Below are 20,598 nucleotides of genomic sequence, written 5' to 3'. Positions count from 1 at the left end.
ACTGAGCCGAGGCCGGGTTCACGCCTCACCGCGCCACCGACCGGTCGGCGCCGCCCATAGGCAAAGCCGTGACTATCGTGGCTAGTGCCCTCCAAGCAGCTCGCAGCCCCTCAGCGTCCCCGACACGTCACACATCAGGCCGGCCCCAGCCGGCGCGTGGCCTCCGCGTCAATCGGCGGCGCACTCCTGGCCCAATCGTTCGCGATAGGCCGCCGCGTCGACCGCATTGCCGTGTTCGATCACCGAATCGCCCGCCTTGACGTTGTTGCGACCCACCAGCCAATCCGCGGCGATCCCGACGCGCAGCGGCATATCCACGCCGCCGAGACAGCGGACCGCGTGCGCCGGCGTCTTCCATTCTCCGTCCGCAAGATCCGTCCCGGCGATCCCCGCTGCCACGAGGAACCAGTCGACGCCGATAACGGTCCCGACACGCTGTGCGAGAGCGCACAAGGTCTCGGCCCCGGCGGGTGTCAGCACATATCCATAGCCGCCGGGCCCGTTGGGCCGGGGGACACCACCGGCGGAGACGAGCCCCTCGACGACGACGGCAAGAGCGGCGACCGGCGGTTGCGTCGCCATCGTTTCGGCAAAAAATTGCTCGCGCCACCGCACCACACTGCGGTTGACGAACACGACGTCCGCATCCCCGCCACTGAGGGCCCCGTCGACGGCGGCATTCAAGTCCTGGTTCGGTCCGACGGCGATATCGTCCTCGAACACGACGAGCGGCGACGTTCCCGCCGCGCACATCTCCCAGGCTCGATAATGGGAGAGGAAACAGCCGATCGCCCCCGGCTTCAAACGCGGATTTCCCCAGAAGGTGGGCGCGACGAGCGAATGGAGGTCCGCCGCGATCGTCTCAGGCGCAAACCCGTCGACCGCATCGAGAAAGGACCACGTCCAGTTCGCCGGAACCGTCTCCTCGATATAGCGACGCCGTCTGGCATCGGTGAGACGGCTGATGACGACGGCCCGGACCATGGATCGAAACCTTTCTGGCAGACATGAAAGCGGATTGGGGGAGGGGGTGCCCCCCTGTCAAGGCGGGACGGACGCACCAGATCTCGGGGGCGGCCGTTGCCGCACGGGGTTTGGTCCGCTAAGCCTCGCCGCACGTACACGCTATCGGGAGTTCATGTCCGTGAGAGCAGAAACTCAGTCGCTGGTCGACGAAATCAAGCAGGCCATAAGCCTGCTGAGGAGGCATCTTTGACTGGGATGATGCCGTCAAACGTCTCGAAGAGCTGAACGCCGCCGCCGAAGACCCGTCTTTGTGGAACGACGCCCAGCGCGCCCAAGGCCTGATGCAGGAGCGCCAGAGGCTCGAGACCCAGATCAACACGATCAACGGCATCGAGCAGGAGCTCGTCGACGCCGTGGAACTCATCGAGCTCGGCGAGATGGAGGATGACAAGAGCGTCATCACCGAGGCCGAAGCGATGCTCGTCCAGCTCCAGAAGGATCTCGGCAAGAAGCAGATCGCCGCGCTGTTGTCCGGCGAGGCCGATCGCAACGACGCCTATCTCGAAGTCCATGCCGGCGCCGGCGGCACGGAGTCCCAAGACTGGGCCTCGATGCTTTTGCGCATGTATCTGCGCTGGGCCGAGCAGAACGGCTTCAAGGTCTCGACCCTTGAATATCATGACGGGGAAGAGGCGGGCATCAAGTCCGCGACCATCGAGGTCAAGGGCGAGAACGCCTATGGCTGGCTGAAGACCGAATCGGGTGTGCACCGCCTGGTGCGGATCTCGCCGTTCGATTCCAACGCCCGCCGCCACACGAGCTTTGCCTCGATCTGGGTCTATCCCGTGGTCGACGACACGATCAACATCGAGGTAAACGAGAAGGACGTCCGCGTCGACACCTACCGTTCCTCGGGCGCCGGCGGTCAGCACGTCAACACGACCGACTCGGCCGTGCGCCTCACCCACATCCCGACGGGGATCGTGGTCGCGTGTCAGAACGAGCGTTCGCAGCACAAGAACCGCGCCACGGCGTGGGACATGCTGCGCGCCCGCCTTTACGAGGCGGAGCTCAAGAAGCGCGAGGAAAAGGCGATGGCGGAGGCCGAATCGAAGTCCGATATCGGCTGGGGCCATCAGATCCGCTCCTATGTTCTCCAACCCTATCAGTTGGTGAAGGACCTGCGGACCGGCGTCGAATCGACCTCTCCCGGCGATGTCCTCGATGGCGAGCTCACGCCCTTTATGGAAGCGAGCCTTGCCCAGCGCGCCTATGGCACGGAAACGGAAGTCGAAGACGTCGACTGAGCCGCATCCGCCGAGACGCGAAAAAGCCTGCCGTGTCGGCGCGACGCGGCAGGCTTTTTTATATCGGCGGCGCGCGCCCGGCGAACGCTAGCGGCGCCCATAGTCGGAGCGATCGGCCTCGTCGAGAATGCGGCGCGCGGCGCCCTCCAGATCGTCATATTGTTCGGAGCGGACCGACCAGAAAAAGGCGAGCAGGCCGAGAAAGCCGAGAAAGATGGCCGCCGGAACGAGAACGATCAGAATGGACATTCAAACCTCCCGCGGCTCGCGCGAACCGGCATGACGGGTGCGCCCGGCCGGATTTCATCGGGGCGGTGCGCGATCATGAGGTTGGCGCGTAGGTGAGCGGCGTGTCAACGCGCGCGCCCGCGTCCACCCGCGCCGCGCCCTCGGGCGGCGACGTGCGGCGGGGAAGGAGGCGAAGCGCGTTGAAGATCACGACGATCGACGAGGTCGACATCGCGATCGCCGCGGCGAGTGGGCTCGCATAGCCGAGAACGGCGAGCGGGACCGCGATGCAGTTGTAGCCCGCCGCGACGGCGAAATTCTCCAGAATGCGCCGATAGGCGGCGCGTGCCGTGCCGAGCGCTTCGGTCACGTCGTCGAGCCGGTCGCGGGTCATCACGATGTCGGCGGCCGTCTGCGACAGGTCGGAGGCTTCGGCCGGGGCGATCGAGGCGTGGGCGGCGGCGAGCGCCGGTCCGTCATTGAGGCCGTCGCCCACCATCAGAACGCGGGCGCCGTTCGCGCTCATGGCGTCGAGCACGGCCACCTTGTCGGCGGGAGAAAGGCCGGCGCGCCAACTCTCGATCCCGAGTGCTTCCGCGACGCGGGCGACCGCGGGGGCCGTATCGCCCGAAAGGATCGATACGGTCATCCCCTTCGATTGGAGATCGCTCACCAGCGCGAAAGCCCCTTCACGGAGCGTCTCGATCACCGCAAGGGGCACCGTCCGCCCACCTTCGAAGGCGAGATGAAAGCCGTCCCCGGCGCCGCCCCCCCAAGGGGCTTCGCCGCGCCCCAAGAAGACGCGCTCCTCGCCGAGCCGTCCGCTCACGCCGCGCCCCCGATGCTCCACGACGCCGGTCACGTGGGGAAGGGCCGTCTGCATCCGCGCCGCATCCCCCGCGGCGAGGACGGACGGACGGCGCACCAGATGCCGGCGCTCGGCCGCACGCAGGATCGCCCGCGACATCGGATGCGTCGAGTGCCGGGCGAGCGCGGCCGCTGCGGCGAGCATCTCGTCGGAGACGGGGGCGGCAGGGTCGAGTTCGGGAAGGGTCAACGTCCCGGTCTTGTCGAAGACGACCGCATCGACATTGCGCAACCGTTCGAGGGCGGCGCCGTCCTTGATGATGAGGCCGCGCCGGAACAGCCGGTCGCATGCCGCGACATGGACCGCCGGCACCGCGAGGCCGAGCGCGCAAGGGCAGGTGATGATGAGGACCGCGATCGCCGTGGTCAGCGCGTCGCCCGGGCTCGCCCCGACCAGCACCCAGCCGAGAAAGGTCGCGAGCGCGGCGAGGTGGACGACGGGCGCATAAACCTTCGCCGCCCGATCGGCGAGACGGGCCGGACGCGAGCGTGAGGTTTCCGCGACGGCCTGAAGTGCGGCGAGGCGCGACAGGAAGCTTTCCGCCGCCGGCCGTTCCGCAGCGAGGACGATGGGGCCGGTGATCGCGAGGGAGCCGGCGAGGATGTCGCCCTCCGCCTCGACGTCGACCGGCCGGCTTTCCCCGGTCGCGAGAGACACGTCGAAGGTGGCGTGGTCGGACACAAGGCGCGCATCGACAGGGACACGCTCACCGGCGGCCACTTCGAGAACGTCCCCGACCTCGACGGATTCCACCGGGATCAGTTCGACCCGCCCATCCGCATGGCGAAGGTGCGCCGAGGCCGGCCGGATCGCCGCGAGCCGGTTCACCGACGAGCGTGCCCGCTCGCGCGCCATATGGTCGAGAACGCGGCCCGCGAGGAGGAAGAAGGTGAGCGTGATCGCCGCGTCGAAATAGGTCTCGCCGGTGCCGGCGATCGTCTTCACGAGGCTGAGGCCGGCAGCGAGGACGATCGCGATCGCAATCGGCACGTCCATATTGAGCTGAAAGGCGCGGATCGCGCCCACCGCCGATCGGAAAAAGGGACGAGCCGCATAGACGAGCGCAGGAAGGGCGATCAGCGCGGCGAACCAGTTGAGGAACGCCCGCGTCGTCCCGTCCGCCCCGGCCCAGACCGAAACCGACAGCAGCATCACATTCATCGCCGCGAACGCGGCGACCGCGAGACAGCGCAGAAGCTCCGTCCCTTTCGGATCGTCGAGTTTGCCCGTCGCGGCGAGGGGCTGCGGCGCGTAGCCGAGATCGCGCAAGGCGCCGATCGCCTCGGCGGGGGCGAAGGCGGGATCGGACCAGGTGAGGGTGACCGTACGGCGGGTGAAGTTCACCCGGCCCGCGACGCCGTCGATCGCGTTGATCGCCGTCTCGATCCGCCCGATGCAGGCCGCGCAATGGATATCGGGGACGTAGAGAGGCAGGCGGAAGGTGTCGCCGTCCTTCGTGAGCGAGGCCGCGAAGTCGGCGGAAAGCGGCCCGGCGCCAGCACACCTATCGGCGATCGGATCACCGCAGCAGCTCATTTCGAACCTCTCTCCAATTCGCCATGGCCGGCGCCATCGCCGGATGCGGTATCGGCGCGCGCCGGCCTTCAGTCGACGTTAAAGGCCGAACGCCAGCCGACGGACTGACCATCTCGCGTGATCGTCGCCGTCACGATCCAGCGCCCATTGCCGAGCGGGACTTCGGAGCGGAACACGCCCGTCGCTTCGGGGGCGAGATGGAGCGGATGCGATTCCGCGCCGGTGACGGCGCGCGTCACCTCCGCCGTTACGCCGGCACGCAGGGGCAGTCCCTCGAGGTCGGCGACGGCGAGCGTCACGAGGCCGTTCTCCTCACGCATCGAAACCGCCCAGCCGAGCGCGGCCGCCGCCTCGCGCTGCGCCTCGTCGTGGGCATAGTCGATGCTCGCGACATAACCGTTCTTGGCGAGGAGACCCGTCCAGCTCGTGGTGGCGAAGATCGCCATCGTGATGTTGACGGTGATGATCGTCCCGAAGAAGAGCACCAGGATCACGAGCATGTGCCACCCGGTGAACTCCTTCACGAGGAGAAAGCGGCGGATCGCTTGCTGGCGGCTCATTGGGGGGCCTCGAACACGGCATCGGTCTGCGAACTGTCGCGCCCGCCGCCCATCTCGAACGTGCGGAACGCGAAGGGGTCGGGGATCGCTTCGAGGTCGTCGGGATGCGCCTTCACGAAGACGCGGAACTCGCGGACCTGATCGGGCGGGACTTCGACGGCGAAGCGCCGCGCCGGCTCGTCGACGATTTCCGGGCTCCACATCAGCCCGCCGGGCAGGCCGACGAGGCCGAAATCGAAGGTGCGCGGCGTCGGCTCCATGTTCATGATCTTCACGGTATAGCCGTTGCGGATCGATCCGTCGGAAAGCTGAACATAGCGCGGATTGCGGTCGTGGGCGACGGACAGGTCGAGCCGGTCGCGGGCGATGACGGCGACGAGCATGCCGATCCCGATGAGGCTCCAAAGCCCGAAATAGAGGAAGACGCGCGGCCGCATCACCTCCCGCCAGCCGGGCAGCACCTGTTTGGCGCGCGCCACCGCGAGCCCCTCGGTCGCCGCGCGGGCGGTGTTGGCGGCATAATCGGAAAGGGTCGTATAGGAGATGAGCCCGCGCGGCTTGCCGATCTTCGTCATCACGTCGTCGCACGCATCGATGCAGAGCGCGCAGGTGATGCACTGAAGCTGCTGACCGTCGCGGATGTCGATCCCGGCGGGGCAGACGGCGACACAGGCATTGCAATCGATACAGTCGCCCGTCGCGGTGCCCTCGCGCTGAAGGCGCTTTTGATGCCGCGAGCGGGGTTCGCCGCGCCAGTCATTATAGGTGACGGTGAGGGAATGCTCGTCCATCATCGCCGCCTGGATGCGCGGCCAGGGGCACATATAGGTGCACACCTGCTCGCGCATGAGGCCGCCCAGAGAATAGGTCGTGAAGGTGAGGACCGCGACGGTGATATAGGCCGTCGGCGCGGCCTCGCCCCGCAGGAATTGCGCCGCGAGGGTGGGCGCGTCGGCGAAATAGAAGATCCACGCACCGCCGGTCGCGATGGCGATCAGGATCCAGATCCCGTGCACCGACGCTTTGAGGCGGGCCTTCCTTGCAGTCCAGGGTGAATTGTCGAGCTTGATGCGCGCATTCCGGTCGCCGATGACGAGGCGCTCGACCCAGATGAAAAGGTCGGTCCACACCGTCTGCGGACAGGCATAACCGCACCAGGCGCGCCCCACGGCCGAGGTGACGAGAAAGAGCCCGATTCCCGCCATGATGAGAAGACCGGCCACATAGAAAAATTCCTGCGGCCAGATCTCGATGACGAAGAAGAAGAAGCGCCGATTGGCGAGGTCGACGAGGACCGCCTGATCCGGCGCATAGGGGCCGCGGTCCCACCGGATCCAGGGCGTCACATAGTAGATCGTCAGCGTTACCGCCATGATCCACCATTTGAGGGTCCGAAAGCGGCCCTCGACGCGACGCGGATAGATCGGCTCGCGTCCCTTATAGAGTTTCGGCTTCTTGCCGCGATTGACGGCTTCGACGTCGTACTGGCGGACGCCGGTGGGGTTCACCGGCTGTCCGGGTACGGGCGTCGCGACCGACGGCGACTGCGCCTTCATCGTCGACCCCGACATCATCGGGCCTCGCTTCTTTGGAACCTGTCCAGATCCTCTCGCGGTACGCCTGCCCGTGCCGTGCCTCCTTGATCTCGATCAACGATCCACACGGCAGCGGTGCGACCTACTGACCGCCGCCGAGCGAATAGACATAGAGCGCGAGTTTCTTGCGCGTGGCATCGTCGAAATAGTCCTGCCAGGCGGGCATCACCCCAAGGCGCGGCTCGGTGACCTGTGCGACGATCGCCGCGTGCGAGCCGCCATAGAGCCAGAGCGCATCGTTGAGGCGGGGGGCGCCGACATCCTGATTTCCCTCGCCCGTCGCGCCATGACAGACGGCGCATTGGGCCTCGTAAGTCGCCTTGCCGGCGGTCGCCGCCTCGGCGTCATGATCGGCACCCGACAGCGAGAGGACATAATCGGTGACGTCGTTGATCTGGCGGCGGTTCAAGAGCCCCATCGCGCCGAAGGCGGGCATGATGGAGGTGTGCGCGGCCGGATCGGTGTCGTTGCGCACGCCGTGGCTGATCGTCGTGAAGATCTGCTCGCGCGTGCCGCCCCAGAGCCAGGCGTCATCGTTGAGGTTCGGATAGCCGAGCTCCTGCGAGCCCGTCGCGCCGGAGCCGTGGCACTGGACGCAGACGAGCTTGAAAGAGGAGGCGCCCGAACGCTGCGCATAGTCGAGAAGGGTCGGATCGTCCGCGATCTCGTCCAGCGACATCGAGGCGATGCGGCTGTCGAGTTCGGTGCGGCTCTCGGCGACGCGGGTGAGGTCCTTTTCGAGGACCTCGCGGGTCGAGTAGCCGAGGAGGCCGGGCGTCGCCTGCTTCAGAAGCGGGATCGCCGGATAGAGCACCATGTAGATCACCGACCAGACGATCGTCGCGTAGAGGATCCACAGCCACCAGCGCGGCAGCGGATTGTTGAGCTCGCGGATGCCGTCCCAGACGTGGCCGGTCGTCTCGACCCCTGTCGGCTCGTCGACGTGTTTCTTCTCAGCGCTCATGTCACTGATCGTCCTTTGTCTCGTGTCGGCTCGGGGTCGTGCCGGAGGTCTGTTCGGGTTTGGCCTTCACGCTGGCCGGAGCGTGTTCGGGCGCGTCGAGGGCGATGCGGGCGGCGCGCCTATATTGAGCGCTCGATCCGCGCCGGAAGACGAAGATGAACATCCCGATGAAGAGGCCGGCGAGGAGGAGGAGGCCCCACGTGTCGGCGAATGCACGCAGAGAGTGGTAATCCATACCGTCCTCCTAGCGTCCTGCCGGCTCGGGCTCGAAATTGGAAAGATCGACGAGCGTTCCAAGCATCTGCAGATAGGCGACGAGCGCATCCATTTCGCTCACGCCGCGCGGGTCGCCGTCGAAGTCGCGCACATTGACCCGGTCGCCATAGCGTTCGGTGATCGTGCGGTCGTTGGTCATGCCGGCCTGGGTGAGAAGATCACGCTGCGCCATCGCGATCATGTCGTCGGTATAAGGCACGCCGACGGCGCGGTTGGTCTCGAGGTCCGCCTTGATCATGGAGGCGTCGACCGGCCGATCGAGGAGAAAGGCATAGGTCGGCATGATGCTCTCCGGCACCACGGAGCGCGGGTCGATGAGGTGCTGGACGTGCCAGGCGTCGGAATAGCGGCCGCCGACGCGGGCGAGATCGGGCCCGGTCCGCTTCGAGCCCCACTGGAAGGGATGGTCGTACATCGACTCGGCGGCGAGGCTGTAGTGGCCATACCGCTCGACCTCGTCCCGGAAGGGGCGGATCATCTGGCTGTGGCACAGATAGCAGCCCTCGCGGATATAGACGTTCCGACCCGCGAGTTCGAGCGGCGTATACGGCCGCATGCCGTCCACTTCCTCGATCGTGTTGTCGACATAGAAGAGCGGTGCGATCTCGACGATGCCGCCGATCGCGACGGTGATGAAGGTGCCGATGAGGAGGAGCGTAATGTTACGCTCCAGCCATTCGTGGCTGTACCATTTGCGCTTGCGCGGCGCGTCCGGCGCTTCGGCGGCGGTGTTTTCAGAGGTCGACATCGAACTTACTCCGCAGGCTGAAGCGCGACCGCGTCGCGAGACGGTTCGCCGGCCACCCGGCCGCGGATCGTCTGGACGACGTTCACGACCATGAGGATGCCGCCGGCGAGGTAGAGGATGCCGCCCAAAGCGCGGATCACGTAGAAGGGGAAGAGCACGGCCACGGTCTCCGCGAAGGAGTAGACGAGGTAGCCGTCGGAGTTGATCTCACGCCACATCAGGCCCTGCGTGATGCCGGAGACCCACATCGAAGCCGCGTAGAGAACGATGCCGAGCGTCGCCAGCCAGAAGTGCCAGTTGACGAGGCGCAGCGAGTAGAGACCCGGCCGGTTCCACAGGATCGGCGTCAGATAATAGATTGCGCCGAAGGTGATCATTCCGTTCCAGCCGAGCGCGCCGGAATGCACGTGGCCGATCGTCCAATCCGTATAGTGGGAGAGGCTGTTGACCGCCCGGATCGACAGCATCGGCCCCTCGAAGGTGGACATGCCGTAGAAGGCGACGGCGATCACCATCATGCGCAGGACAGGGTCGGTGCGCAGCTTGTCCCACGCGCCCGACAGCGTCATGAGGCCGTTGATCATGCCGCCCCAAGAGGGCATCCACAGCATCACCGAGAACACCATGCCGAGCGTCTGCGCCCAGTCGGGAAGGGCCGTATAATGGAGGTGGTGCGGACCGGCCCAGATATAGAGGAAGATCAGCGACCAGAAGTGGACGATGGAAAGCCGGTAGGAATAGACCGGCCGCTCCGCGCGCTTCGGGATGTAATAATACATCATCGCGAGGAAGCCCGCGGTGAGGAAGAAGCCGACCGCGTTATGGCCGTACCACCACTGAGTCAGCGCATCCTGGACGCCAGCGAAGACGACGTAGCTCTTCGAGCCGAAGACCGACACCGGAATCGCCAAGTTGTTGACAACGTGCAGCATCGCGATCGTCACGATGAAGGCGAGATAAAACCAGTTCGCCACGTAGATGTGCGGCTCTTGGCGGCGGATGATCGTACCGAGGAACTGGATGAGGAAGCACACCCAGACGATCGTCAACCAGAGGTCGACATACCATTCCGGCTCGGCATACTCCTTCGACTGGGTGACGCCCATCAGATACCCGGTCGCGGCGAGCACGATGAACATCTGGTAGCCCCAGAAGATGAACCAGGCGAACCCCTCGCCGCCGAAGAGGCGGGCATGGCAGGTCCGCTGGACGACGTGCATCGCCGTCGTCAACAGGATCGAGCCGCCGAAGGCGAAGATCACCGCAGAGGTGTGGAGCGGGCGCAGCCGGCCGAAATTGAACCACGGCTCGACATTGAGGTCGGGAAAGGCGAGTTGCAGCGCGATCAGCACGCCGACCGTGAAGCCCGCGATGCCCCAGAACACCGTCGCGATCACGCCGGCGCGAATCGGGCCATCGACATAGCCGTCGATCTCCTTCGCCTTCATGGCGATGGTGCCGTCGGCTTCCCATTCGATATGGCGCGCCTGCAAAATCACGACGATCATCGAGACGGCGCTGATCAGCCACATATGGGTGGCGAACTGCGGATCACGCGCAAACGCCGCCGCGACGACGGCGAGGATCGCGACCCCCGCAAAGATTGGTATGAGGGCAAACCGGCCCATATGCTCCCGCCTCTTGGTGCAATTCCAAAGTGGCAAGACGCTATTGATGGTCGGCCGGCGTAACCTTGATCTCGATCAAACGAGGGTTGCACACGTGCGGGACAGTGATCCGTTTGCCCTATAGGCGGTCGTTATAGGCGGTCGTTGTCTCCGGCCGCGGCTTTGAGGCCATCGACGTTTAACAAGCGGACCGCCCTCGCATCTTTGAACGCAACGAGCCCGCTATCGCGAAGCGCGGTCATCCGGCGGCTGACCGTTTCGATCGTAAGGCCCAGATAAGCCGCCATCTGCGCGCGCGAGATCGGGATGTCGAGCGCCATGCCGGGCTCGATCGACTGCGCGGCCACGTGCCGGCAACCCGCATCGGCCTGCCGCGCGGCAAGGCGCATCAAAAAGGTCGCGACGCGCTCTTCCGCCGATTTCTGGCCGAGCAAGAGCATCCATTCGCGCGCATTCTCGAGGCGCGCCATCGCATAATCGAGCACCGACTGGGTGAGCACGGGGTAGACGTCCATCAACTGCTCGAAGGCGTTCCGATCGAACGCGCAGAGTGTGACGGGGCTCACCGCCTGCGCCGTCGAATCGGAATTGACGCGTCGCGCATCGCCGAGAAAGTCGCCGGAAAAGAACATCGAAACGATCTGCTCGCGACCGTCCGAAAGGCTCTTTTTCTCCACGACGATGCCGGTGACGACATTGGCGAAGATCGCCGGCTCGCCCTCGGTCACGATGATCTGCCCGGGCGCGAAATGCCGGTGACGCGAGATCGAGCTCAACGCGCCGAGCGCGTCGTCACTGAGGCTGCCGCACAGGCTCCGACTGCGTATCGCGCAACGCTGGCACGTCATGGGCCGGTGCGGATGGCTGAAAGCCGACTGAATGGACACTGGTCCTCCGCCTTCGTCTCACGAAGCTGAATCGAACAACGTCACCGCAATCAATCACAACCCCAACCGCTCATGGCGCGCGGGGTCTGTCTGATCCATCGCCATCCTCGCGGATCGGGAGGGGGCGTACACTATTGCGGGAATTGAACCACTCGCGTCTTTTGCAGAAAAGAACAAGAGTCAAAATTATCATCGGCCTCGAGACGAGTGGTCCATTCGTCCGAGGCCTCGCCGACGCCGGGCGACGGTTCGTAGCCAACCGACGCCTGAAACGTCGCCGCCGCGCGGTTCGGGTGAGCGATGCCGCATGCCGGCAAAATGCGAACCTGGAGCAGGCAGGCTCGGCGCGCCCGCCCGCCGATCGGCGAGGCGGAGACGGGTGCGAGGCCCGGTCGATCACCCTCAGGCGAAGTTAACGTCGACCACGCCTTGCATCGCCTTGATGGCGCTCGCCACCGACCGCGTCACGGCACGTGGCTCCTTGAGCGCGATTTCCACCTCGCGCCCGCCGTCATCGAGGACCGCCACGAAGCGGACCGCGCACGTCCCCTTGCCCTCGATCAGCCGGTCGATCGAGGTGATCGCGTTCGGCGCGTTGAGAAACACCGTCAGTGCCGTCGAGTGCACGGCGAGCTTCTCGAGCGGTTCGACGTGCTGGATGCGGACCGATAGCCCTTCCTCGCGCTCCTGCGCCGAGACGGTGAGGAGGACGCAGTTGCCGGGTTCGAGCCGTTCCCGGCAGGCCTCGAGGACGTCCTGGAAGACGATCGCCTCATACTGGCCGGAGGTGTCGGAGAGCTGGATAATGCCGAGCCGGCTGCCGGTCTTCGTCCGCCGCTCCTGACGGGAGATGACGACGCCGGCGAGCCGGGCGCCTTCGCCGCGCCGCACCGCATCGGGGAAGTGGCGCCATTGGGGCACCTTCGCGCGTTTCAGCGTGTCGCCGAAATCGTCGAGAGGGTGGGCGGAGATGTAGAAACCGACCGCGTCATGCTCGCGCTGGAGCCGTTCGGCGGGGGTCCACACGACGTCGGAGGGCAGGCGGATATCGGCGGCGGTGCTCGCGCCGAAAAAGTCGGTCTGGCCCATCGCCGCACCGCTCGCGACGCGATTGGCGACGCCGAGCACCTGGTCGAGCCCGGCCGACAGGCTGCCACGATCGCCCACCCAGCAATCGAAACAGCCGGCGGCGACGAGCGCGTCGAGCGCGCGCTTGGGCGCCGCCTTCGGGTCGAGCCGGTTGGCGAAGTCGGTGAGGTTCTTATAAGGCGCCTTCGCCCGCTCGGCCTCGATGTGTTCGACGAGCGGACGGCCGACGCCCTTCACCGCCGCGAGCCCATAGACGATGTCGCCATTATCGACCGAGAACTCGGATTTCGAGGTCATGATGGAGGGCGGGCGAACGGTGATGCCCATCCGCTGCGCCTCGGCGCGGAAGTCGGCGAGCTTGTCCGTGTTGCCCATGTCGAGCGTCATCGAGGCGGCGAGGAACTCGCGCGGGAAATTCGCCTTCAGATAGGCCGTGTGGTAGGCGACGAGCGCATACGCCGCGGCGTGGGACTTGTTGAAGCCGTAATTGGCGAACTTGGCGACAAGATCGAAAATCCGGTTCGCGTCCGCCGCCGCCGTGCCGCGCTCCACCGCACCATCGACGAAACGGTCGCGCTGCACGGCCATCTCGGCGGCGATCTTCTTGCCCATCGCGCGGCGCAGGAGGTCGGCCTCGCCGAGCGAATAGCCCGACAGGACCTGCGCGATCTGCATCACCTGCTCCTGGTAGATGATGATGCCGTAGGTCTCTTTGAGGATCGGCTCGAGCGCGGGGTGGAGATAATCCGGGTCTTCGAGGTCGTGCTTGCGCCGGTTATAGCTCGGGATGTTGTCCATCGGGCCGGGACGATAAAGGGCCACGATGGCGATGATGTCGGTGAAGGTGTCCGGCTTCATGCCGATCAGGGCCTTGCGCATGCCCTGACTTTCCAACTGGAAGACGCCGGCCGTCTCGCCGCGCGCCAGAAGCTCATAAGCCGGCTGATCGTCAAGCGGGAGGGTGTCGAGGTTGATCCGCTCGCCGGTCCGCAGCTCGATGAGATCGAGCGCCCGGTTGATGGTGGTCAGCGTCTTGAGGCCCAGGAAGTCGAACTTCACGAGGCCGGCGCTCTCCACCCACTTCATGTTGTACTGGCTGACCGGCAGGTCGGAGCGCGGATCGCGGTAGAGCGGGACGATCTCCTGCAAGGCCTTGTCGCCGATCACGATGCCGGCGGCGTGGGTCGAGGCGTGGCGGTAGAGGCCTTCGAGCTTCAGCGCGATCTTGAGGAGGCGCTCCACCTCCGGGTCGGCGTCGCGCGCCTGTTGGAGGCGCGGCTCCGACTCGAGCGCCTGACCGAGCGTGACGGGGTTCGCCGGGTTGGACGGGACGAGCTTCGCGAGCTGGTCGACCTTGCCATAGGGCATATCGAGAACGCGGCCGACATCGCGCACCACGGCGCGCGCTTGGAGCGTTCCGAAGGTGATGATCTGCGCGACCCGGTCCGCGCCATAGCGCTCCTGCACATAATGGATCGTCTCGTCGCGACGCTCCTGGCAGAAATCGATGTCGAAGTCCGGCATCGACACGCGCTCGGGGTTGAGGAAGCGCTCGAAGAGGAGGTCGAACCGCAACGGGTCGAGATCGGTGATCGTGAGGGCATAGGCGACGAGGGAGCCCGCGCCCGAACCACGCCCCGGACCGACGGCGACACCTTCCGCCTTCGACCATTGGATGAAGTCGGCGACGATCAGGAAGTAGCCGGGGAACTTCATCGAGCAGATGATGTCGAGCTCGTGCTTCAGGCGCTTCTCATAGGCCTCGCGCTCGACGCCGGGGGCGAGGCCGCGTGTTGCGAACCGTGCTTCGAGCCCGTCGCGCGCCATCTGCTCGAGGCGGGCGGCTTCGGCGGCGAGTTCGGCCTCCTCGGTCGTTTGTTCCGGTTCCGGCTCGCCGGCGGCCTTGCGTTCGGAGGCGAGAAAGCGCGGCAGCATCGGCGCGCGCTTTTTTGGGCGGAAGGAACACCGCATCGCGATTTCCGCGGTGTTCTCGATCGCCTCGGGAAGATCGGAGAACAACGCCTCCATCTCCGCCTGGGACTTGAAATGATGATGCGGCGTCAGGCGGCGGCGATCGTCGTCGCCGAGGCGGCGGCCTTCGGCGATCGCGATCAGCGCGTCATGCGCGTCGAAATCCTCGCGCTTGGCGAAATAGGTCTCGTTCGTCGCGACCAGCGGCACGGCGTTCTCGTAGGCGAGGCCGACGGCGATCTTCTCGAACTGCGCTTCGGCCGCAAGGTCGTGCCGTTGGAGTTCGCAATAGAAACGATCACCGAACGTTCCGTGCAGGTCCTGGAACACGGCGCGGGCGCCGTCGATCTCGCCATAATGATAAGCGAGGGCGACCGGGCCGTCGGTCCAGCCGCTGAGGGCGATGATCTCGTGCGAGAACAGCTTGAGATCCTCGAACGAGACGGTCGCCCCCTGACCCTCGGCGACGAGATAGGCGTGACTGACGAGGCGGACGAGATTGGCGAAGCCCTCTTCCGTCGCCGCGATCAGCGGCAACCGCGCGATCGGGACGATCTGCTTGCCGTTCTGGATCCGCTCCTCGAGCCGGACGGGAAGCGTGCAGCCGATGATCGGTTGGACGCCGGCGCCGAACGCGGCTTCGGAAAACTCCAATGCGCCGAAGAGGTTACCCGTATCGGTGATGGCCACCGCGGGCTGGCCGTCCTCCTTCGCGAGGGCGACGACCTTCTTGGCGTGGATCGCGCCTTCGAGAAGCGAATAGGCCGAGTGAACGCGCAGATGGATGAACACTCATCACCTCCTTCGGCGGACGCTGCGATCCCGGCGCGGCCGGCGCGAGGCGACCGGCCCGATCGTCGGGAACGACCCTTCCTCATCTACCCGAGCGGGAAGGGGTTACGCAGCTCAGACCGAAGCCTGGAAATAGCCCATCCACAGATAGAAAGCGGAAATGAACGACAGGCACGAGACGAAAGCACCAAGGTCCAAAAGGAAACGCTGCATGACTGACCCTCCAATGTTCTGATTGGAAGGTAGCGGAATGTTCCGAGAACATCAACGCGAATCAGTCGATGAGAACATTCGATTGAGGAGTGGTTAACGGCCGGATAAGCCCGTCTTTCAAAGTGACGGTGCGGTCCATCTCGCCGGCGAGCGTCTCATTGTGCGTCGCGACCAGCGCGGCGAGGCCGGTCTCGCGCGAAAGCGACAGGAACGCATCGCGTACAGATGATGCCGTTCCTTGGTCGAGATTGCCCGTCGGCTCGTCCGCAAGGAGAACACGCGGCTTGTTCGCGACCGCACGGGCGATCGCGACGCGCTGCCGTTCCCCGCCCGAGAGCTCGCCGGGTCGGTGGGTGCGGCGCGCGGCAAGGCCGAGATGGTCGAGCAGTTCGTCCGCCCGTTGCAAGGCAGTGCCGGGATCCGTTCCGGCAAGGCGCATCGGCAGGGCAACGTTCTCGCGAGCGGTGAAGTCGCCGAGAAGGTGATGGAATTGGTAGACGAAGCCGATCTCGTCCCGGCGCAGCTTGGTTCGGTCCTTGTCGCTCAGCGTTCCGGCCTCTACCCCGGCGATCCGCACCGATCCGCCGTTCGGCCGCTCCAGAAGCCCCGCGATCTGCAGGAGGGTCGACTTGCCGGCCCCCGACGGGGCGACGAGGGCGACGAGTTCGCCCGCGGCGACCGTGAGGTTCGCGCCGTTCAGGATGTGCAATTCCGTCGGGCCGTCCCCGAAGGTGCGCACGATGTCGGTGAGAGCGAGGGGCGTCTCCAACTCGGCCATCCTATTCAGCCTTCAGCGCGTCGACGGGATCGGTCTTCGCGGCCTTCCAGGCCGGATAGATCGTGGCGAGGAGGGAGAGGCCGAGCGCCATGAGGACGACCGCCGCCGTCTCGACCGAGTCCATGTCGGCGGGGAGTTGGGAGAGGAAATAAAGTTCCGGCGAGAACAGCTCCGTGTTGAGGAGCGAGGAGAGGAACTGCCGGATCGCCTCGATATTGAGAGCGATCACCGTGCCGAGCCCGAAGCCGATCAAAGTGCCCACGACGCCGATCGAAAGGCCCACCATCAGGAAGATCCTGAGCACCGAGCCGCGCGTCGCGCCGATCGTTCTGAGGATCGCGATATCGCGCGTCTTCTCCTTCACGAGCATCGTCATCCCGGAGACGACGTTGAGCGCGGCGACGAGGATGATGAGCGTCAGGATGATGAACATCACGTTCCGCTCCACGACGAGGGCGGAAAAGAACATTCGGTTCCGCTGCCGCCAGTCGAGGATGTAGAGCGGTCGTTCGGCGACCGCGTCGATCTCGCCGCGGAGTTTGTCCATCGCGTCGGGGTCCTTCGCATAGACCTCGATCGCGGACACCGTGCCCTCCTTGTTGAAATAGAGCTGGGCCCGGTCGAGCGGCAGATAGATGAAGGAGCCGTCATATTCCGACATGCCGATTTCGAAGACGGCCTGCACGGGATAATTGTCGGTCCGCGGGGTGACGCCGAAGGGGGTCACGGCCCCGTCGGGGCTGATCAAGGTGATCACGTCGCCGATCGTCACGCCGAGCTGGCGGGCGAGGCGGGAGCCGATGATCGCGCCCTTCTGCTTGCCGAAATTCTCGTCCGATCCGAAGAGGATGTTGCCGGAGACGAAGTCGAGCCGGCGGAAATCCTCCGGCGAGACGCCGCGAACGAGCGCGCCGGAGGAGCCGACGGCGCCCGAGACGAGGACCTGGCCTTCCACGAAGGGGATGGCGCGCGTCACGTCGTCGAGCGCGTCGATCCGGGCGGCGACCTCGCGATAGTCCGTCAACGGGCCGTCGAGCGGTTGGATCAGGACGTGGCCGGACACGCCGAGGATCTTTGAAAAGAGCTCGGCGCGGAAGCCGTTCATCACCGCCATGACGATGATGAGTGTGGCGACCCCGAGGGCGATGCCGACCAGCGAGAGTGTCGAGATGACGGAGATGAACGCCTCACGCCGCCGCGAACGCAGATAGCGGATCGCAATGCCCCATTCGAGGGCGCCGAAGGGCCTCACTTGGTCACCGTTTCCGTGACATAGGCGAAGGCCCCGGTCTCGGGCAGCGTCTCGCGTGCGCCCGTCGCCCGCCGCTTGACCTCGACATTGCCGTCGGCGGCGCCGCGTGGGCCGACGATGACCTGCCAGGGGATGCCGATGAGGTCCATCGCGGCGAACTTGCCGCCGGGGCGCTGGTCGGTATCGTCGACGAGGACGGACTTGCCGGCCGCCTCGAACTGCGCCTCGAGCCGCTCCACCATCGCATCGGTCGTCGGATCACCGGCCTTGAGGTTGATGATCGCGACGTCGAAGGGCGCGATCGAATCCGGCCAGACGATGCCCGCTTCGTCGTGGCACGCCTCGATCACCGCGCCGACGAGACGCGACACGCCGATGCCGTAAGAGCCCATATGAACAGGCCGCTCCACACCGTCGAGGCCGGCGACCTTGGCGCCCATCGGCTCGGAATATTTGGTGCCGAAATAGAAGATGTGCCCGACCTCGATGCCGCGCGCGGTCATCTGCTTGTCGTCGGGGATCGCGTTGAAGGCGGCTTCGTCGTGCATCTCGTCGGTCGCGGCATAGAGTGCGGTCCACGCGTCGACAATCGGCGACAGGTCGCCCATGAAGTCGGTGTCGGCGCCGGGGACGGGGGTGTTCAGGATGTCGGCATGACAGAACACCTCGCTCTCCCCGGTGGAGGCGAGAATGATGAACTCGTGGCTGAGATCGCCGCCGATCGGCCCCGTATCGGCCCGCATCGGAATCGCCGTGAGGCCGAGCCGCGCGAACGTGCGCAGATAGGCGACGAACATGCGCTGATAGGCCTTGCGCGCCGCCTCCTGGTCGAGGTCGAACGAATAGGCGTCCTTCATCAGGAACTCACGCCCGCGCATCACGCCGAAGCGGGGGCGCACCTCGTCCCGGAACTTCCACTGGATGTGGTAAAGGTTCATCGGCAGCGCCCGATACGACCGCACGTGCGAGCGGAAGATGTCGGTGACCATCTCCTCGTTCGTCGGCCCGTACAGCATCTCGCGCTCATGCCGGTCCATGATGCGCAGCATCTCCGGCCCATAGGCGTCATAACGGCCCGACTCGCGCCAGAGATCGGACGGCTGGATCGTCGGCATCAGGATTTCCTGCGCGCCGGCGCGGTTCTGCTCCTCACGCACGATCTGCGCGATCTTCTGCAGAACGGTCATGCCGAGCGGCAGCCAGGAATAGATGCCCGCCGCCTGCTGGCGGATCATGCCCGCCCGCAGCATCAGGCGATGCGAGACGATTTCCGCCTCTTTGGGCGTCTCTTTGAGGATGGGGATGAAGGCGCGGGAGAGACGCATGGGACGATGAGCTCACTTCTGGGACCGGGCGTATTGGACCCACTGTGTGACCGCGGTCAATCGGAGCGATGTCGCTGCCGGCCCGGCACGGCGAAAAAGATGGGAAATCCGGGGGTATCGGGGGCGGCGCGGTCAACAAAAAAGGCGGCCGGTGATCCGGCCGCCTCCATTCTCGACCGAATGGGATCCCTCAGAGGAAGAAGTCGCCCGCGTCGAGGTCGGAATAATTCTTCAGCGTGAGGAGGAAGTCGGCACGCCCGTCGCCATTCGTGTCCGCCATCACGAGCGTGTGCGCCCCGCGCTCGACCGAACGCAGTTCGCCGGCCGTGCCGGAGAAGCGGTCCTCGCCGATGAAATCGAAGCGCTGGTTGCCGTTCGTCGTCTCGTCGGCATCGATCGCGCGCAGGTTGATGCGGTTATCGCCCTTGGCGAAATCGAAGATCACGTCGCGGCCGGCCTTGTTGCTCTCCTCGACCGAGCGATAGACGAACACGTCATTGCCCGGACCGCCGACGAGACGGTCGGCGCCCATGCCGCCATTCAGGATGTCGTTGCCGGGGCCGCCATTCAGGATGTCGTTCCCGTCGCCGCCGAAAAGGATGTCGCGGCCGGCGCCGCCGAGGATCTTGTCGTTGCCGCCCTCGCCGAAGAGGCGATCATTACCGCCGCCGCCACGGACGATGTCACGGAACTCGGTGCCCCTGTAGGTGTCGTTGCCGGAGGTGCCGGTCAGGATGTGGCCGGAGCCGTTGATCTCGTCGAGAAAGGTCTCGGCGCCGCGCGAGTTGGTGCCGCCGAGATACATCAGCTCCGCGACGATCTCGTGGAAATCGCCACGCGTGTTGGCGCCGTTCGCGACCCGCAGCCCCTGATACTCCACGACGGGCGTGTAGTTCGTGATGTGGCCCTGGCCGTCGAGGTCGAAGCTGCCATTGTTGTTATAAGAATCGCCGAGATGGCCGAGCGTCACGCTGCTGAGGCGGCCGGACACGGTGTGCGAGCCCATGTCGTAGGCGAAGTTGGCACCTTCGAGGACGATCGCCTGGGTGTCCGGGCCGTCGAGCTCGCTGACGAGCACCATCTCGTCGTTCTGCTCGAAGAACGGGAACCCCGTCGAGGTGAACGTATCGAGGAAGGTGTCGAGATACTGGTTGTAGTTGACGCCCTGGTTGCCTTCGGCGTGAAGCCTGATTTTGACTGCCATACGATTGGCCCTTTACTGAGTGTTTGCGCCGAACCGCCTGACCAAAGCGAGCTTGGCCGAGAAACCGGGGCTCGCTTCAAGGTTCAGGTATTGCGTGTAATCGACGTCGAAGATGTTGTTGAGGGTGAGGCTGGCCGACGTGTTGTCGTCGAACCGCCAATTCGCGTAGAGGTCGACAAGCTCGTAGGAATCGCCCGTAAGGCCGGCCTCTTCCGCATCCGACTTCTCGCCGACGAAGGTGACGCGCCCGCCCGCATCGAGGCGATCGTGGAACGCGCGGAAGCCGAGCGTGGCGGAGACGCGGCTCGGCGGCACGGACGACAGCGTGTCGCCTTCCGCATTGTCCTTGCTGCGCACGAGCGTCGCGTTGAGCCCGGCATAGACCCGGCCCATGTCATAAAGACCCTCGAG

The 20,598-nt window shown here is 65.5% G+C and carries 17 protein-coding genes; 1 reads left to right on the top strand and 16 read right to left on the bottom strand.

Annotated features, from left to right (window positions below; translation table 11 throughout):
- Positions 1 to 168 precede the first annotated feature (168 nt).
- On the bottom strand, positions 169 to 984 hold the full coding sequence (locus L1787_RS13580) for a glycosyltransferase family 25 protein (protein WP_235709384.1): 816 nt from the start codon (positions 982 to 984) through the stop codon (positions 169 to 171).
- A gap of 160 nt (positions 985 to 1,144) precedes the next feature.
- Between L1787_RS13580 and prfB the strand changes: the two genes are divergently transcribed.
- A protein-coding gene (prfB, locus tag L1787_RS13575; protein ID WP_235709383.1) for a peptide chain release factor 2 occupies positions 1,145 to 2,273 on the top strand; the annotation gives its coding sequence in 2 pieces (ribosomal slippage) (positions 1,145 to 1,213 and positions 1,215 to 2,273; 1,128 coding nt in all).
- 87 nt (positions 2,274 to 2,360) lie between these two features.
- On the opposite strand, the gene ccoS is transcribed toward prfB, so the two are convergent.
- From ccoS to L1787_RS13500, 15 genes are all read right to left on the bottom strand, one after another.
- Complete coding sequence (gene ccoS / locus L1787_RS13570; RefSeq protein ID WP_235709382.1) at positions 2,361 to 2,522, bottom strand: cbb3-type cytochrome oxidase assembly protein CcoS; 162 nt, start codon at positions 2,520 to 2,522, stop codon at positions 2,361 to 2,363.
- A gap of 73 nt (positions 2,523 to 2,595) precedes the next feature.
- Positions 2,596 to 4,905, bottom strand: a complete 2,310-nt coding sequence (locus tag L1787_RS13565; RefSeq protein WP_235709381.1) for a heavy metal translocating P-type ATPase — start codon at positions 4,903 to 4,905, stop codon at positions 2,596 to 2,598.
- Between the two features lie 68 nt (positions 4,906 to 4,973).
- Positions 4,974 to 5,465: a FixH family protein gene (locus tag L1787_RS13560; RefSeq protein ID WP_235709380.1), complete on the bottom strand. Its 492-nt coding sequence runs from the start codon at positions 5,463 to 5,465 to the stop codon at positions 4,974 to 4,976.
- Positions 5,462 to 7,021, bottom strand: a complete 1,560-nt coding sequence (ccoG, locus tag L1787_RS13555; RefSeq protein WP_235710023.1) for a cytochrome c oxidase accessory protein CcoG — start codon at positions 7,019 to 7,021, stop codon at positions 5,462 to 5,464. Before ccoG ends, L1787_RS13560 begins: the two co-directional genes overlap by 4 nt.
- Before the next feature lie 121 nt (positions 7,022 to 7,142).
- Complete coding sequence (gene ccoP / locus L1787_RS13550; RefSeq protein WP_235709379.1) at positions 7,143 to 8,024, bottom strand: cytochrome-c oxidase, cbb3-type subunit III; 882 nt, start codon at positions 8,022 to 8,024, stop codon at positions 7,143 to 7,145.
- Between the two features lies 1 nt (position 8,025).
- On the bottom strand, positions 8,026 to 8,259 hold the full coding sequence (locus tag L1787_RS26090; RefSeq protein WP_369415098.1) for a cbb3-type cytochrome c oxidase subunit 3: 234 nt from the start codon (positions 8,257 to 8,259) through the stop codon (positions 8,026 to 8,028).
- Between the two features lie 9 nt (positions 8,260 to 8,268).
- The gene (gene ccoO / locus L1787_RS13540; RefSeq protein ID WP_235709378.1) at positions 8,269 to 9,048 is read right to left on the bottom strand and encodes a cytochrome-c oxidase, cbb3-type subunit II; all 780 of its coding nucleotides are present in this window, start codon (positions 9,046 to 9,048) and stop codon (positions 8,269 to 8,271) included.
- A 5-nt stretch (positions 9,049 to 9,053) separates the two neighbouring features.
- Positions 9,054 to 10,676, bottom strand: a complete 1,623-nt coding sequence (gene ccoN, locus L1787_RS13535; protein ID WP_235709377.1) for a cytochrome-c oxidase, cbb3-type subunit I — start codon at positions 10,674 to 10,676, stop codon at positions 9,054 to 9,056.
- Positions 10,677 to 10,807: 131 nt separating this feature from the next.
- On the bottom strand, positions 10,808 to 11,524 hold the full coding sequence (locus L1787_RS13530) for a Crp/Fnr family transcriptional regulator (protein WP_255720548.1): 717 nt from the start codon (positions 11,522 to 11,524) through the stop codon (positions 10,808 to 10,810).
- Positions 11,525 to 11,965: 441 nt separating this feature from the next.
- Entirely contained in the window at positions 11,966 to 15,415 is a 3,450-nt protein-coding gene (gene dnaE / locus L1787_RS13525) for a DNA polymerase III subunit alpha (protein ID WP_235709375.1), read from the bottom strand.
- Between the two features lie 274 nt (positions 15,416 to 15,689).
- Complete coding sequence (locus L1787_RS13520) at positions 15,690 to 16,406, bottom strand: ABC transporter ATP-binding protein (RefSeq protein ID WP_235709374.1); 717 nt, start codon at positions 16,404 to 16,406, stop codon at positions 15,690 to 15,692.
- 1 nt (position 16,407) lies between these two features.
- Complete coding sequence (locus L1787_RS13515) at positions 16,408 to 17,658, bottom strand: lipoprotein-releasing ABC transporter permease subunit (RefSeq protein WP_235709373.1); 1,251 nt, start codon at positions 17,656 to 17,658, stop codon at positions 16,408 to 16,410.
- Positions 17,655 to 18,983 carry a proline--tRNA ligase gene (proS, locus tag L1787_RS13510; RefSeq protein WP_235709372.1) on the bottom strand — a complete coding sequence of 443 codons (1,329 nt, stop codon included), beginning with the start codon at positions 18,981 to 18,983 and terminating at the stop codon, positions 17,655 to 17,657. The genes L1787_RS13515 and proS overlap by 4 nt, the downstream gene beginning before the upstream one ends.
- Positions 18,984 to 19,173: 190 nt before the next feature.
- On the bottom strand, positions 19,174 to 20,187 hold the full coding sequence (locus tag L1787_RS13505) for a calcium-binding protein (RefSeq protein WP_235707332.1): 1,014 nt from the start codon (positions 20,185 to 20,187) through the stop codon (positions 19,174 to 19,176).
- Positions 20,188 to 20,199: 12 nt separating this feature from the next.
- The coding region (locus L1787_RS13500) for a TonB-dependent receptor domain-containing protein (RefSeq protein ID WP_235709371.1) at positions 20,200 to 20,598 on the bottom strand (399 nt) is incomplete at its 5' end.

The sequence above is a fragment of the Acuticoccus kalidii genome, assembly GCF_021556395.1.
Taxonomy (GTDB): Bacteria; Pseudomonadota; Alphaproteobacteria; order Rhizobiales; family Amorphaceae; genus Acuticoccus; species Acuticoccus kalidii.
The sequence above is the reverse complement of the archived record's forward strand: the minus strand, read 5'-3'. Positions and strand labels throughout refer to the sequence as shown.